This window comes from Streptomyces sp. NPDC088725 (genome assembly GCF_044751305.1).
Lineage (GTDB): Bacteria > Actinomycetota > Actinomycetes > Streptomycetales > Streptomycetaceae > Streptomyces.
The window spans coordinates 137,454-151,518 of record NZ_JBIVLO010000010.1 but is presented as its reverse complement, the minus strand read 5'-3'; the positions used below and the strand labels follow the sequence as shown (position 1 = coordinate 151,518).

Here is a 14,065-nt window from a genome sequence, read left to right as displayed (position 1 = left end):
ACGGGAGCGCTGAGAGATGACGGGTCGATCCGCCGTGTCCGCTGTGAAAGCGGCGCTGAAGTCGCAGGCTGTGGAGTTGCCCTCGTGGGCGTTCGGCAATTCGGGCACGCGGTTCAAGGTGTTCACTCAGCCAGGCGTGCCGCGGACTCCGCAGGAGAAGCTGGAGGATGCCGCGCGGGTGCACGCGCACACGGGCGTGGCACCGACGGTCGCGCTGCACATCCCGTGGGACCGCGTGGACGACTACGCCGCGCTGGCCTCGTACGCCCGGGGGCTGGGGCTGGGCATCGGTGCGATCAACTCGAACGTGTTCCAGGACGACGACTACAAACTCGGATCCGTCACCCACCCGGACGCCGCGGTGCGCCGCAAGGCGCTCGGGCATCTGCTGGAGTGCGTGGACGTCATGGACGCCACCGGTTCCCGCGATCTGAAGCTGTGGTTCTCGGACGGCATCAACTACCCGGGACAGGACGACATCTCGGCGCGTCAGGGCCGGCTCGGCGAGGCGCTGTCGGCGGTGTACGAGCGGCTGGGCGAGGGTCAGCGGATGCTGCTTGAGTACAAGCTGTTCGAGCCCGCCTTCTACGCCACGGACGTGCCGGACTGGGGCACGGCGTACGCGCACTGCCTGAAGCTCGGCGAGAAGGCCCGGGTCGTCGTGGACACCGGGCACCACGCGCCGGGCACCAACATCGAGTTCATCGTCGCGCTCCTGCTGCGTGAGAAGAAGCTCGGCGGTTTCGACTTCAACTCGCGCTTCTACGCGGACGACGACCTGATGGCCGGGGCCGCCGACCCCTTCCAGCTCTTCCGGATCATGTACGAGGTGATCCGGGGCGGCGGCTTCACCTCCGACACGGCGTTCATGCTCGACCAGTGCCACAACATCGAGGAGAAGATCCCCGCGATCATCCGCTCGGTGATGAACGTCCAGGAGGCCACGGCGAAGGCGCTGCTGGTGGACGCGGAGGCGCTGGACGCTGCGCAGCGCTCCGGCGACGTGCTGGCGGCCAACGCCGCGGTCATGGACGCGTACAACACCGACGTACGGCCGCTGGTGGCAGAGGCGCGGGCCGAACTCGGCGCGGACGCCGACCCGGTGGCGGCGTACCACGCCTCCGGCTACGGCCAGAAGATCATCGCGGGACGGGTCGGCGGCAGCCAGGCGGGCTGGGGCGCCTGAGGCGTCTCCCGGGACGCGCCACCGTCCTTCAGTAACCCTGACTCCCCCGACTCCAGACCTGAAGTCCGCACTTCGCAGAGGGACATGATGACCAGCCAGTCCGAGAATCATCCCGGCACACACCCGGTGGCGGCGGAACTGATCAGCCGCTCGCACCGGCTCGGCGCCGACCCGCGGAACACCAACTACGCGGGCGGCAACACCTCGGCCAAGGGCCTCGCCCCCGACCCGGTGACCGGTGACGACATCGAGCTGATGTGGGTCAAGGGGTCCGGCGGCGATCTGGGCACGCTCGCCCCCGCCGGGCTCGCCGCGCTGCGCGTGGACCGGCTGCGCGCGCTGACCGGCGTTTATCCAGGGGTCCAGCGCGAGGACGAGATGGTCGCGGCGTTCGACTACTGCCTGCACGGCAAGGGCGGCGCGGCGCCGTCGATCGACACCGCGATGCACGGTCTGGTCGACGCGCCGCATGTGGACCACCTGCACCCGGACTCGGGGATCGCTCTGGCCTGCGCGGCCGACGGGGAGAAGCTGACGGCCGAGTGCTTCGGCGACCGGGTGGTCTGGGTGCCCTGGCGCCGCCCCGGCTTCCAGCTCGGACTGGACATCGCCGCTGTCAAGGAGGCCAACCCGCAGGCGATCGGCTGCGTGCTCGGCGGCCATGGCATCACCGCGTGGGGAAACACCTCGGAGGAGTGCGAACGCAACTCGCTGCTCATCATCCGTACGGCGGAGGAGTTCCTGACCGAGCGCGGCAAGCCGGAGCCCTTCGGTCCCGTACAGCCGGGGTACGAGCAGCTGCCCGAGGACGAACGGCGTTCCAGGGCGGCCGCACTGGCCCCGCTGATCCGGGGCCTCGTTTCCACGGACCGGCCGCAGGTAGGCCATTACACCGCCACCAACCCGGTTCTCGACTTCCTCTCGCGCGCGGAACATCCGCGGCTCGCGGGCCTCGGCACCTCGTGTCCCGATCACTTCCTGCGCACCAAGGTCCGTCCTCTCGTTCTCGATCTGCCCGCCGGCGCGCCGCTGGAGCAGATGAAGGAACGGCTGGCGGAGCTGCATACCGCTTACCGCGAGGAGTACCGGGCGTATTACGAGCGGCACGCGGTGCCCGGCTCCCCGGCGATGCGCGGGGCGGACCCGGCGATCGTGCTGGTGCCAGGGGTCGGGATGTTCTCGTTCGGCAAGGACAAGCAGACGGCCCGGGTGGCCGGGGAGTTCTACGTCAACGCGATCAACGTGATGCGCGGCGCGGAGGCCGTCTCCTCCTACGCGCCCATCGAGGAGAGCGAGAAGTTCCGTATCGAGTACTGGGAGTTGGAGGAGGCCAAGCTGCGCCGGATGCCGGCTCCGAAGGCGCTGGCCACGCGGGTCGCGCTGGTGACGGGGGCGGGCTCGGGGATCGGCAGGGCCATCGCGCACCGGCTCGTCGCGGAGGGCGCGTGTGTGGTCGTCGCGGATCTCAACACCGAGGGCGCGACGACCGTCGTGGAGGAGCTGGGAGGCGCCGACAAGGCACTCGCCGTCACCGTCGATGTGACCGACGAGGAGCAGATCAAGGCGGCTTTCGACGCGGCCGCTCTCGCGTTCGGCGGTGTGGACCTGGTCGTCAACAACGCCGGCATCTCGATCTCCAAGCCGCTGCTGGAGACCACGGCCAGGGACTGGGACCTCCAGCACGACATCATGGCCCGCGGCTCGTTCCTCGTCTCGCGCGAGGCGGCGCGGGTGATGGCGGAGCAGGGGTTCGGCGGTGACCTCATCTACATCGCCTCCAAGAATTCGGTGTTCGCCGGACCCAACAACATCGCGTACTCCGCCACAAAGGCCGACCAGGCGCATCAAGTACGTCTGCTGGCGGCGGAGTTGGGCGGGCAGGGGATCAGGGTCAATGGGGTGAATCCCGACGGTGTGGTCCGCGGTTCCGGGATCTTCGCCGGCGGCTGGGGCGCGGAGCGCGCGGCGGTCTACGGCGTCGAGGAGGAGAAGCTCGGCGAGTTCTACGCGCAGCGCACGCTCCTCAAGCGCGAGGTGCTTCCGGAGAACGTGGCCAACGCGGTCTTCGCCCTGACGGGCGGCGACCTCAGCCATACGACGGGGCTGCACATCCCGGTCGACGCCGGGGTCGCGGCGGCCTTCCTGCGCTGACGTAGGTACGCGGCCCCGCGCGTACCGGTCCCGCACGCCGGTCTCCGCCGGCCGCCGCTCCTCCTGAACCACCGGCCGGCCCCAGACCTGACAACCGACCGCCCCGACCTAACCGGCCTGACCCGACCCGACCGCCGAACGACGAGGTCCGACGTGCCGCACCCCGAGCCCCTGCCCTTCGCCGCCGTCGACCTCGGCGCGTCGAGCGGCCGCGTCATGCTGGGGCATGTGTCGGGGCGCGGCGCGGGCACGCTGCGCCTGGAGGAAGTCCACCGCTTCCCCAACCGGCCCGTGCGGATCGGCTCCACACTGCACTGGGACATCCTGTCGCTCCATCAGGGCGTGCTGGACGGACTCCGTGCGGCGGGCGCGACGGCGGGCCGCGCCCCGGCGAGTGTCGGGATCGACACCTGGGCCGTCGATTACGGCCTGCTCGACGCGTCGGGGGCGCTGCTGGGCAATCCGGTCCACTACCGCGACACCCGTACCGAGGGCGAGGCGGCGAAGGTGGCGGCCGTGCTGCCGCCGCCGGTGCTGTACGAGGCCACCGGTCTGCAGTATCTGCCCTTCAACACGCTGTATCAACTGACCGCCGCCCAGGGCAGCGTGGCACTCGCAGCGGCGGACCGGCTGCTGCTGATCCCCGATCTCGCCACGTACTGGCTGACCGGGGAGGCCGGCACCGAACTCACCAACGCGTCCACCACACAGCTCATCGATCCGCGGACCCGCGACTGGTCCTTCTCCGTCGCCAGGGCGCTCGGCATCGACCTGGCGCTGTTCGCACCGCTGCGCGGGCCCGGCGACCCGGCAGGGCACCTCCTGCCCGGTGTTCTCGCCGAGACGGGTCTGACGGGGCCCGTGCCGGTGACGGCGGTCGGCTCGCACGACACCGCCTCCGCTGTCGCGGCGGTCCCGGCGTCCGGTGAGCGCTTCGCCTACATCGCCACCGGCACGTGGTCTCTCGCGGGGCTGGAACTCGACTCCCCCGTCCTCACGGAGGAGAGCCGGCTGGCCAATTTCACCAACGAACTGGGCGTCGACGGCACCGTCCGCTATCTGCGCAACATCATGGGCCTGTGGCTGCTCCAGGAGTGCCTGCGCGCCTGGGAGTCCGAGGGCACGCCCCAGCGGCTCGGCCAACTGCTGCGTGAGGCCGCCGACGTGCCGGGGCTGCGGTCGTTCGTCGACGCCGGCGATCCGGCGTTCCTCGCCCCGGGCGACATGCCGCGCCGGATCGCGGAGGCCTGCCGCCGTGCCGGCCGGCGCGTGCCGGAGGGACCCGCTGAGATCGCACGCTGTGTCCTCGACTCCCTGGCCCTGGCCCACCGCCGCGCGATCGAGGACGCCCAGCGCCTGGCCGGCCGCGCCGTGGACACCGTGCACATCGTCGGCGGGGGCGCCCACAACGAACTGCTGTGCCGGCTCACCGCTGACGCCTGCGGGCTGCCCGTCGTCGCGGGTCCCGCGGAGGCAGCCGCTCTCGGGAACGTACTCGTCCAGGCACGGGCCGCCGGCGCCGTACACGGTGACCTGTGGGATCTGCGCGCGCTGCTCAGGAGCACGCTGGAACCGCGGCGTTACGAACCCACCGGGGACAGGTCCGACTGGGACCGCACAGCGGCACTGATCAGCACATAAAATGATCCACCGGGTCGGAAACACATCAAAGAGTGAGCAGGGCGGGACGCGTGGCGCAGACGGTGGGCATCAAAGAGGTGGCCCGACTGGCCGGGGTCTCGGTCGGTACGGTCTCGAACGTGCTCAACCGGCCGGAGAAGGTGTCGGAGGCGACCCGCGCGCGGGTACGGGCCGTCATCGAGGAGACGGGTTTCGTACGCAGCGAGATGGCCAGGCAGCTCAGAGTCGGCAGCAGCCGCATCCTGGCCGTGCTCGTGCTCGACATGGCGAACCCCTTCTTCGTCGCCATGGCCAAGGGCGCCGAGCGCGCGGCGCGTGAGGCCGGGCTCGGGGTGATGCTCTGCAACAGCGCGGGAAGCGTGGCGGAGGAGGCGGAGTACCTGTCGCTCTTCGCCGAGCAGCGGGTGCGCGGTGTGCTGCTGACTCCCGCCGATCAAACAGGCCACAATGTGCGGGAGTTCGCGCGCAGGGACATCCCGTACGTCCATGTCGACCGGGCGCTGCCCGCGGCCGAGGGCTGCTCGGTGTCGGTGGACGACGTGGCGGGCGGCGCGCTCGCGGCCGGGCACCTGCTGGCGGCCGGGCACCGCTCCGTGACGTACATCAGCGGGCCGATGGACCTCGCCCAGTGCCGGGACCGCCGTACCGGCGCCCTGGCGGCGCTGCGCGAGGCGGGGCTGCCGGAAGACGCGCTGCGGCATGTGGAGACGGCGCGGCTCGACGTGGCCTCCGGCATCGACGCGGGCGCCCGGCTGCTGGGTCTCGCGGTGCGCCCGACTGCGGTCTTCTGCGCGAACGACCTGCTGGCGCTGGGTGTCCTTCAGGCGATGTACGGCGCGGGCGTCGATGTACCCGGCGATGTGTCCATCGTGGGGTACGACGACATCGAGTTCGCCGCGGCGGCCGTCGTGCCGCTCACGTCGGTACGCCAGCCCGCCGACCGGATGGGCCGTACGGCGGCGGAGATGCTGATGGACGAGACGGGGCCCGGCGCGGCGAACCACACCCACCGCTCCGTCGTGCTCCAGCCGGAGCTGGTGGTCCGCAGCTCGACGCGCAGGCTCGACCGCTGAAAGCCCGCTGCATCACCGGCCGGTCCCGACTGCGCGCACCCACGACCGCGCTGCCTCACGACCCGTGGCTTCACCAGGTCAGCGGGGCGCCGCGTAACAGCGGACCTGAACGGTCTGGTCGGCGCTCCAGCGCTGTTCCGCGACCCCCAGCAGCTTCCAGCCCAGGCGTTCGTACAGGGCTGAGGCCGCGGCGTCGAAGGTGACGACGTCCAGGACAAGATGCAGACCGCGCTCTCGTGCCTCCCGCTCCGCCTGCGCCATCAGCAGGGCGCCGAGTCCGTGGCCTCGTGCGGACGGGGAAACGAACAGGCGGGTCACGACGGCGATGTCCTCGGTACGCGCCCCCGTGCGGCCGCTCAACAGCGCGGGAGCGGCGTCGCCCGCACCGGCCGGGGACAGTGCCAGATGCCCGGCGGTCCGCCCGTCCAGTTCGGCCACCCAGGCCGCGAGCTGGGACTCCGGCGCCAGCCAATCGGCTGGCCGTTGCGGCCAGTTCACCGGGTATCCGTCGCTCTCATGGACCTCGGCGAGGACCCGCAGGCAGCCGTCGAGGTCACCGGCCGCACGCCGCCTGATCCGGTGGCGCACCGGCCGGACGTGGCGCGGCCGGTCTCCGGCCCCGTGTATGGCCACGGTCAGGGCACGATCGAGTCGATGTAGCCGCCGTCGACCCGGACCGCCGCACCCGTGGTGGCCGAGGCGAGGGGCGAACTGAGATAGACCACCATGTTGGCGATCTCCTCGGGCTCGATGAGGCGCTGGAGGAGGGACTGCGGGCGGTGCTCGCGCATGAAGGCGCGCTGCGCCTCGTCCCAGGGCAGCGCCGAGTCCACCAGCTCGTACACGAAGTCCTCGACGCCGCCGGTGTGCGTCGGGCCCGCGAGTACGGAGTTGACGGTGACTCCGCTGCCTGCCGCCGTCTTCGCGAAACCGCGCGAGACCCCGAGCAGTGAGGTCTTGGACATGCCGTAGTGGATCATCTCCGTGGGCACCACGATGGCTGAGTCACTGGCGATGTACTGGATACGCCCCCAGGACCGCTCGGTCATCCCGGGCAGATAGGCCCGGGTCAGCCGGATCGCGGTGAGGACGTTCACCTCGAAGTACCGGCGCCATTCCTCATCGGTGATCTCCAGCGCGGGCCGCGTGCCGAAGATGCCCAGGTTGTTGATGAGGATGTCCACCTGAGGGAGCGCGTCGAGTACCTGCCGTGTGCCGTCGTCCGAGGCGATGTCCCCGGGCGCCGCCATGAATTCGGCGCCGGGAGATTCGCTCCGCAGCCGCTCCAGCGCCTTGTTCACCGATTCCTCGGTGCGCCCGTTGACGGCGACCCGCGCCCCCGCCCTGGCGAGGCCGGTCGCGATGGCCGCTCCGATTCCCTGAGTGGACCCGGTCACCAGAGCCGTCTTGCCTGCGAGATCGATGCGCACGATGTCAGATCCTTTCTCCGTGGCGTCCTTGACCATGATCATTGTGCCCCGTGACTCCCCGCCCCAGACCCGTTCGTATTCGCCCCCCTGAACGTCCTTATCTGCCCGTGGAACTCGGAGACACCGCGCTCGGTGTGTCGGCCGGTCGCACAGGCCGCGCCCGTCTAATTGCCCTCCACGCCCGTCTGAACCGCACGATTCCCGAAGGACAGCGGTGGCCCTTGCGGTTTACCGGTAGCCCAGGGATAGCGTGAACGCGTTGATCAGCAACCCGCGGGCGGTGCGCAGGCATCCCGACACCCCTCTCAGGAGAACCACGATGAACAGCACGACGACCACCATGCGCGCGATCACCCAGGACAGCCTCGGCGACGCCGGAGTGCTCCGGCTCACCGAAGTGCCCCGGCCCGCACCGCTGCCGACCGAGGTGCAGGTCAAAGTCCACGCGGCGGGCGTGAACCCCGTCGACTGGAAGACCCGGCAGGGCGGCGGCATGGCCGGCATCATGGGCGACCCGCCCTTCGTGCTCGGCTGGGACGTCTCGGGAGTCGTGAGCGAGGTCGGCTTCGGTGTCACCACGCTCAAGGTCGGCGACGAGGTGTACGGAATGCCTTGGTTCCCCCGGCAGGCCGGCGCCTATGCCGAGTATGTGACCGCGCCCTCCCGTCAGTTCGCTCTCAAGCCCGCCACCCTCGACCACGATCATGCCGCCGCCGTGCCGCTTGCCGCACTCACCGCCTGGCAGGCGCTGGTCGACACCGTCCACGTCGAGCCGGGACAGCGTGTCCTCATCCACGCCGCCGCCGGCGGTGTGGGCCACTTCGCGGTGCAGTTCGCCAAGCACCTCGGGGCGCATGTCATCGGCACCGCGAGCGCCGCCAAGCACGACTGGCTGCGCTCGCTCGGCGCCGATGAGCTCGTCGACTACACCCAGGTCCGCTTCGAGGACGCCGTACAGAACGTCGACGTCGTCATCGACCTCGTCGGCGACGCATACGACTCCACGACCACCCGCTCTCTCACCACGTTGCGTCCCGGCGGCTTCATCGTCGCCGTTCCCTCCGGTGTGTCGCCCGAACTGCTGGAGAGGGCCCGCTCCCAGGGACTGCGAGCGAGCGGCTTCCTGGTGGAGCCCGACGGCGCCTCGCTGAACCGGATCGCGCACCTCATCGACGAGGGCGCCGTGAAGGTGGAGATCGACGAGGTCCTGCCGCTGGCCGACGCCGGAGAGGCCCACTGCCGGGGCGAGAGGGGCCGCACCCGCGGCAAGCTCGTGCTGCACGTCGCCTCCTGACGACCTGCCGGGCCCGCCGGTCGCCGGTCGCCGGTCGCCGGTCGCCGGTCGCCGGTCGCCGGTCGCCGGTCGCCGGTCGCGTCAGCGTGGCGCGGCCGGGCCCGGGACCGGCCTTCTGCCCCTCGCCACCCGGAGCCGGGTCAGCAGACCGCCCCGGCCGCCGCGATCCGGTACCCCGGCCGATCGCCTCGGGAGCGTCGCGCCTCCGCCGATCGGGGCGCCGTGATCCCCGCCGTACGGAGACAGCCCGTCTCTGGCTGCTGCCGGATCACGGCCCGGCGCCGGGCCGGGCCTCGGGGCCGGGCGTACTCGCCGGGCTTCGTCCAGCAGCACGCCCAGGCCTGTTCTGTGCCACTGGAGTTCATCGGGATGGTCGGCCACCAGCAGGCGCCGCATCGCCGCCTGTGCCGCCTCCGAGTCGGGGTGGCCGAGGGCAAGGTCCGGCGCCAGCCGGCGCAGATAAGCCCGTTCGTAGGGATCACGCACGATCTCCGCCAACTGCACCGAGTCGAGTACACCGCTCAACACGGCGGCCCGTTCCCACGGATCCTCGCTCTGCCGCAGAAGATGCCCGATACGCCGGCCACGCCAGTTACGCGACCGCCTGTCCTCTTCGTCGGCGAGAGCGGCGAGCGAGCGCGGAAGCCGCCCCGTCAGCAAGGCCGGCTCCTTTGCCGCGAACGCCCTCAGCTCATCGGCGAGATACAGCCAGACGATCACTCGGTACCGGTTCAGATAGAACCTCGCCGGAGTGAGGCACCCCGCCCTGGCCAGCCGCGTGAACCGGCCGGGACTGACGGCCATGAGCCGCGCGCCCTCCGCCGTACCCACCGTCTTCGTCCACGCCCGCAGAGTGTCAGGGAAACCCTCCGCGGCCCGCAGCCGGGCGATCTCCGGCCGAGCGACGAGCCGTCTGCCGCCCGCCACCGAGGTGGTGGTGCGGATGTGCCCGAGCTGAACGGCCAGCTCGAACTCGCCGCGCTTCAGCTCCAGTTCCTGCGCGGCCCGTCCCACGCCCACCGTCTCGACGACATCGGCCGCCTTCGCTTTCCCGGCCCTGGCGTACTGCGTGTTACTGACAGACATGACAGTTCTCCCCGCGAGTGCTCAACTACTCTCAGTGACAACCGTAGGTGTGCGAACACGCTCCGTCGAGCCCTGTGGATAACTCACCCGACAGTACTGAAACCCCGTTCACTGGCCGCCGACCGCCGTGCCGCCCCGCTGCCTCGCCGCGACGCCGAGATGCTCGCCGACGCGGTTGACCAGCAGGGTCATCTCGTAGGCGACCAGACCGACGTCGGCCTCCGCGTCGCTGAGCACACAGAGGCAGCTGCCGTCCCCCGCCGCCGTGACGAGCAGCAGCGCCTCGTCGAACTCGACCATCGTCTGCCGCGCCTTGCCCGCGTTGAAGTGGCGCCCCGATCCTCGCGCCAGGCTGTGCAGCCCGGAGGAGACCGCCGCGAGGTGCTCTGCGTCCTCACGCTCAAGCCCCGAACTCGCTCCCGTCACCAGGCCGTCGTTCGACAGGACCAGCGCGTGACGTATGTGCTCCACCCGTGCGGTCAGGTCGTCGAGCAGCCAGTCGAGCCCTTTTTCCAGCGCCATTTCCAAGCCTCCCCGTTCATTTGTTCCCTTTGACGCGATGCCCGTAAGACTTCCTCACCTGCCGCTCGTGGGCAAGCGTTTCCGCCTCACCCCGGGGCGTCGCATCGCGCCGGATGCCGCGGAGACCGAAAATACGGACATGGCGACAGAAATGAGCAAGAACGAGTGGCATGCCTTCGTCTCCGAGGGCACCCGCACCGGAAAACTGTCCACCGTACGAACCGACGGCAGTCCGCACATCGCGCCTGTCTGGTTCGTACTGGACGGCGACGACCTCGTCTTCAACACGGCCAAGGAGAGCGTGAAGGGCCGCAATCTGGTGAGGGACGGCCGGGTCGCGCTGTGCGTGGACGACGACCGGCCGCCGTTCTCCTTCGTAGTGCTCCAGGGGCAGGCCCAGCTCAGCGAGGATCCCGACGACCTGCTGACGTGGGCGACCCGGATCGCCGCCCGGTACATGGGCGACCAGCGCGCCGAGGAGATCGGGAAGCTCAACGGAGTACCTGGCGAACTGCTGGTGCGGGTACGGGTCGACAAGGCCGTCGCCATGGCGGACGTAGCGGCCTGACCGCCTGTCCGACCCGGCCCGCCACACCACCTGCCCCCTCGCGCACCGCCCCCTCCTTACCGCCGCATGGCGCAGGGCCCCTCCCCTCGCGAGGAGTGGCCCTGCCGGCAGAAAGCGGCCCCACCCGTAGCCCGGACCCGCCACTCAGACGGCGACGGGGAGGCCAAGCCCCTCTACCGGTCCGGAAAGCAGTGCCTTGAAGTGACGGGTGACGTCATCCACGAGGACTTCGCTCTCGCCCCGCTCCAGCGCGGCGAGAACATCCCGGGCCACATCGCGCGGATCATTCTTGACGACATCGAGCCCGGCGGTCATGTCGGTGTCGGTGTAGCCGAGATGCACTCCGAGCACCTGCGTCCCCCGGGGAGCCAGCTCAAGGCGCAGCGAGTTGCTGATCGACCAGAGCGCCGCCTTCGTCGCGCCGTAGGCGCCACTGCCCGCCAGCCAGGACAGCACGGAATGGATGTTCACCAGCGCGCCTCCGCCGTTGCCGGCCAGGATCGGCGCGTAAGCCTGGGCGATCCGCAGAGCGCCGAACACATTCGCGTCGAACACGGCCTTCACGTCGTCCATGGCGACCTCAGTGAGCGGGTCTCCGTTGTAGGCCCCCGCGTTGCTGATCACGACGGTCACGTCTCCGGTGGCGCGGGCCAGCGCGGTGACCGAGTCCTCGTCCGTCACGTCCAGAGCGAGCGGGACGATCCTCGGGTCACTCTCCGCCACCGGCGTGCGGGCCGTGGCGTAGACCTTGGCCGCGCCGGCCTCCAGCAGTTCACGTACGAAAGCCCGGCCCAGACCGCGCTGCCCGCCCGTGACCAGAACGGTCGCTCCATTGACGGTGGTCATGGCGTTCTCCTTCCGCATCCGAAGACAGAGGCGTCAATAAATAGCCTCTGCCTTCAGCCTGCTGTGACACGGCGACAGAGTCAAGTACGATTCGGTTATGTCTTGGTCGGCGAGTGAGCGATACGGTGTCCGCCAGGCTCCCGACGGGTTCGCCCTGGTGCAGGAGCTGATCAACACCCGTGCGATCAGGACGTACGCCCCTGACCTGCTCATCCGCCGGGAAAGCGCCGAAGAGTGGCTGACCGGCGCCGCGGAGGAGTGGTCGGCTCTCCAGGGCACGCATCCCGTCGACTGCTCGCTGTCCACCGCGGATCTGGCGCCGCTGCGCGACCTCAGAGCGATCTTCACCAGACTGCTGAGCAGCCCGGAGAGCGAGGCGACCGCCCCTCCGAGCGCCCCGGGCCACCGCGTCACCGTCCAGCTCGTCCCGGACACCGACGGCCAGGTACGGCTGGTCCCGGTCGGCGCGGGCCGCGGATGGCTCGAGTCGGCGCTCTGGTCGGAGGCCCTGCTCGCCCAGCGGGCCGGCATCTGGCCCCGGCTCAAGGTCTGCCGCAACCCGGAGTGCGGATCGTCCTTCTACGACACGTCCCGCAACAACAGCGGCGTCTGGCACGACGTACGCACCTGCGGCAACGCCGCGAACCTCCGCGCGTCACGCTTGCGCAAGCGGATGCTGAGCGGCGCGGACGGCGCGGGCGCCGACGGCAGACCGCCCATGCCGGCACAAGCGCCGAAACCGTAGCGAGGCAGGTCCCGCTCCCAGGAATGGTGGGCACGCACTCCGTGAGACGGCCTGCGGAGGATCCGGGGGCCCGTCATGCCGTCCGGCGCACGCCGCGGGACGGGACGAGTCCCCGCAGACCGTGGCACCGGGCCCACTGGGGCTGCTCAGCAGGTGAGAGCCTCCTTCCGAAGGCTCGACGTCCGGGTTACCGACTGGCTAAGGTGCGCCGACAAGGGACCCGGAGGAGGAGGTGCGGTGACCGGAACGGACAATGCCGTCGGCGAATCCGTCGACCAGGACGCGTTCTACGTACTGACAGCGGTGCTGCTGACGCCCGCCCAGTTCCCGAGTGTGCTCGGCGACGACTATCCGGGGGCCTGCGGCGCCCTCGGTCTCCAACCGTTCGCGGGCGGGTACGGCCTGGTACTCGGCCAGGACGCCGACGGCGCTCGCTGGACGGTGGTGGTTGACGACGTGTCCCTGGTCGCGGTCGCCATCGCCTCCTGGGACTGCGGTATGGAGTACGACCTGTCTCCCAGAGACGACACGGTGGTCGCCTCGCTCCCCGGCTGGCCGCTCGCGCTGGCCGTGGCGACGCCCGGCGTACCCGCGCCGCACGACCCGAAGCCCGAGCCGGCGGCAGGCTCGCAGGAGGGGCCCGGAGCCGGCGACGCACTGCCGGCGCTCGAGCCCCCCGACACCGAGATCTGGGGCCCGGCACAGCGACGGCTCGGTGCGGACGAGATCGCCTTGCAGTGGACGGCCTGGCGGGAACAGTTCGACGCCGGGGAACAGCAGACGGAGACAGCACGGACCTCGGAAGCTGCCGAGACCACGCAGGTCCCGCAGACATCCGAGCCCGAGCAGAACGCGGAGGCCGACAGGCCTCCCCCGCCCTCTCACCCGGGGGTGCGGAAGGCCCTCGCAGCACTGCACGGCTATGTGGACGCGGCGCCACCGCCCGGCCGCGTACGTTCCACCTTCGCCCCGGAAGGGGCGCGGACGCTGCGCGCGGACGGTCCCGGCTGGTCCTTCGTCGCCAGAACCGACGACATGGCGTTCATCCTGCTGGACGACGAGCCGGGCGAGGTGATGCCGGTCGGCCGGGGCAGCGAGCTTCCCCGCCTGCTCCAGGAGCTCGACGCGATGGCGGTACGCCCGTCCTGATCCCGCAACGCGACACGCGGTGCGACAGGCGCGGGACAAGGCAGCACCCAGCCCGGCGAGCCGCATGATCCGGGCCCGCGGGCTGGATGCCTGCTCCGCGGTGCTTCTCCGTGCGCCGCGATCAGTCGCCGGCGGTGAGCCGCCGCCTGGCCTCAGCGCCCTATCTGGTTGCGGTTGATCCTTCGCAACCTGCGACGCTGCGAGGGATCCAGCATCAGATACGCCACCGCGGGCACTCCGAGCACCACCAGCAGCGAGAACCAGAATCCGATCAGCGGCCACAGAAGGAGGCCTACGGCCACTCCCCCGATGGCGATCTTCGCCCTTGTCGACATTTCGACGCCTCCTCCGCGGCCGTGGCCGCTCCTGCTGGG

14 protein-coding genes are annotated in these 14,065 nt (G+C 70.6%); 8 read left to right on the top strand and 6 right to left on the bottom strand.

Going from position 1 to position 14,065, the window contains the following annotated elements:
• Window positions 1-16: 16 nt before the first annotated feature.
• The 4 genes from rhaI (at window position 17) to ACIP6N_RS24090 (ending at window position 6,051) form a co-directional block, all read left to right on the top strand.
• Window positions 17-1,186 (top strand): L-rhamnose isomerase, encoded by a 1,170-nt coding sequence (rhaI, locus tag ACIP6N_RS24105; RefSeq protein ID WP_401818634.1) that lies wholly within the window; start codon window positions 17-19, stop codon window positions 1,184-1,186.
• Window positions 1,187-1,273: 87 nt separating this feature from the next.
• Window positions 1,274-3,337, top strand: coding sequence for a bifunctional aldolase/short-chain dehydrogenase (locus ACIP6N_RS24100; protein ID WP_401818632.1), 2,064 nt, complete (start codon window positions 1,274-1,276; stop codon window positions 3,335-3,337).
• 153 nt (window positions 3,338-3,490) lie between these two features.
• The gene (locus ACIP6N_RS24095) at window positions 3,491-4,978 is read left to right on the top strand and encodes a rhamnulokinase family protein (protein WP_401818629.1); all 1,488 of its coding nucleotides are present in this window, start codon (window positions 3,491-3,493) and stop codon (window positions 4,976-4,978) included.
• A gap of 50 nt (window positions 4,979-5,028) precedes the next feature.
• A complete protein-coding gene (locus ACIP6N_RS24090; protein ID WP_401818626.1) occupies window positions 5,029-6,051 on the top strand; it encodes a LacI family DNA-binding transcriptional regulator in 1,023 nt (340 codons plus the stop codon).
• Window positions 6,052-6,129: 78 nt separating this feature from the next.
• Here ACIP6N_RS24090 and ACIP6N_RS24085 read toward each other — a convergent pair whose 3' ends face one another.
• Window positions 6,130-6,684, bottom strand: a complete 555-nt coding sequence (locus tag ACIP6N_RS24085; protein ID WP_401818624.1) for a GNAT family N-acetyltransferase — start codon at window positions 6,682-6,684, stop codon at window positions 6,130-6,132.
• A 2-nt stretch (window positions 6,685-6,686) separates the two neighbouring features.
• A complete protein-coding gene (locus ACIP6N_RS24080; protein WP_401818622.1) occupies window positions 6,687-7,481 on the bottom strand; it encodes an SDR family NAD(P)-dependent oxidoreductase in 795 nt (264 codons plus the stop codon).
• A gap of 319 nt (window positions 7,482-7,800) precedes the next feature.
• On the opposite strand from ACIP6N_RS24080, the gene ACIP6N_RS24075 reads away from it, so the two are divergent.
• On the top strand, window positions 7,801-8,775 hold the full coding sequence (locus ACIP6N_RS24075) for an NADP-dependent oxidoreductase (RefSeq protein WP_401818620.1): 975 nt from the start codon (window positions 7,801-7,803) through the stop codon (window positions 8,773-8,775).
• A gap of 81 nt (window positions 8,776-8,856) precedes the next feature.
• Here ACIP6N_RS24075 and ACIP6N_RS24070 read toward each other — a convergent pair whose 3' ends face one another.
• Window positions 8,857-9,861: a DUF6397 family protein gene (locus ACIP6N_RS24070; protein WP_401818619.1), complete on the bottom strand. Its 1,005-nt coding sequence runs from the start codon at window positions 9,859-9,861 to the stop codon at window positions 8,857-8,859.
• 108 nt (window positions 9,862-9,969) lie between these two features.
• Entirely contained in the window at window positions 9,970-10,383 is a 414-nt protein-coding gene (locus ACIP6N_RS24065) for a roadblock/LC7 domain-containing protein (protein WP_401818617.1), read from the bottom strand.
• Between the two features lie 139 nt (window positions 10,384-10,522).
• Between ACIP6N_RS24065 and ACIP6N_RS24060 the strand changes: the two genes are divergently transcribed.
• Entirely contained in the window at window positions 10,523-10,951 is a 429-nt protein-coding gene (locus ACIP6N_RS24060; protein WP_401818615.1) for a PPOX class F420-dependent oxidoreductase, read from the top strand.
• A gap of 144 nt (window positions 10,952-11,095) precedes the next feature.
• Here ACIP6N_RS24060 and ACIP6N_RS24055 read toward each other — a convergent pair whose 3' ends face one another.
• Window positions 11,096-11,797 carry an SDR family oxidoreductase gene (locus ACIP6N_RS24055; RefSeq protein WP_401818613.1) on the bottom strand — a complete coding sequence of 234 codons (702 nt, stop codon included), beginning with the start codon at window positions 11,795-11,797 and terminating at the stop codon, window positions 11,096-11,098.
• A 97-nt stretch (window positions 11,798-11,894) separates the two neighbouring features.
• Here ACIP6N_RS24055 and ACIP6N_RS24050 point away from each other — a divergent pair, with 97 nt between their 5' ends.
• Window positions 11,895-12,542, top strand: coding sequence for a CGNR zinc finger domain-containing protein (locus ACIP6N_RS24050; protein WP_401818610.1), 648 nt, complete (start codon window positions 11,895-11,897; stop codon window positions 12,540-12,542).
• Window positions 12,543-12,779: 237 nt separating this feature from the next.
• Window positions 12,780-13,691 (top strand): hypothetical protein, encoded by a 912-nt coding sequence (locus ACIP6N_RS24045; RefSeq protein WP_401818608.1) that lies wholly within the window; start codon window positions 12,780-12,782, stop codon window positions 13,689-13,691.
• A 152-nt stretch (window positions 13,692-13,843) separates the two neighbouring features.
• Here ACIP6N_RS24045 and ACIP6N_RS24040 read toward each other — a convergent pair whose 3' ends face one another.
• Complete coding sequence (locus ACIP6N_RS24040) at window positions 13,844-14,026, bottom strand: hypothetical protein (RefSeq protein ID WP_401818605.1); 183 nt, start codon at window positions 14,024-14,026, stop codon at window positions 13,844-13,846.
• Between the last annotated feature and the right edge of the window lie 39 nt (window positions 14,027-14,065).

Bases quoted from the DNA above. Each gene is read 5' to 3' on its own strand.
- rhaI (WP_401818634.1), top strand. From the start codon at position 17: ATGACGGGTCGATCCGCCGTGTCCGCTGTGAAAGCGGCGCTGAAGTCG.
- ACIP6N_RS24100 (WP_401818632.1), top strand. From the start codon at position 1,274: ATGACCAGCCAGTCCGAGAATCATCCCGGCACACACCCGGTGGCGGCG.
- ACIP6N_RS24075 (WP_401818620.1), top strand. From the start codon at position 7,801: ATGAACAGCACGACGACCACCATGCGCGCGATCACCCAGGACAGCCTC.
- ACIP6N_RS24070 (WP_401818619.1), bottom strand. From the start codon at position 9,861: ATGTCTGTCAGTAACACGCAGTACGCCAGGGCCGGGAAAGCGAAGGCG.
- ACIP6N_RS24065 (WP_401818617.1), bottom strand. From the start codon at position 10,383: ATGGCGCTGGAAAAAGGGCTCGACTGGCTGCTCGACGACCTGACCGCA.
- ACIP6N_RS24060 (WP_401818615.1), top strand. From the start codon at position 10,523: ATGGCGACAGAAATGAGCAAGAACGAGTGGCATGCCTTCGTCTCCGAG.
- ACIP6N_RS24055 (WP_401818613.1), bottom strand. From the start codon at position 11,797: ATGACCACCGTCAATGGAGCGACCGTTCTGGTCACGGGCGGGCAGCGC.
- ACIP6N_RS24050 (WP_401818610.1), top strand. From the start codon at position 11,895: ATGTCTTGGTCGGCGAGTGAGCGATACGGTGTCCGCCAGGCTCCCGAC.
- ACIP6N_RS24040 (WP_401818605.1), bottom strand. From the start codon at position 14,026: ATGTCGACAAGGGCGAAGATCGCCATCGGGGGAGTGGCCGTAGGCCTC.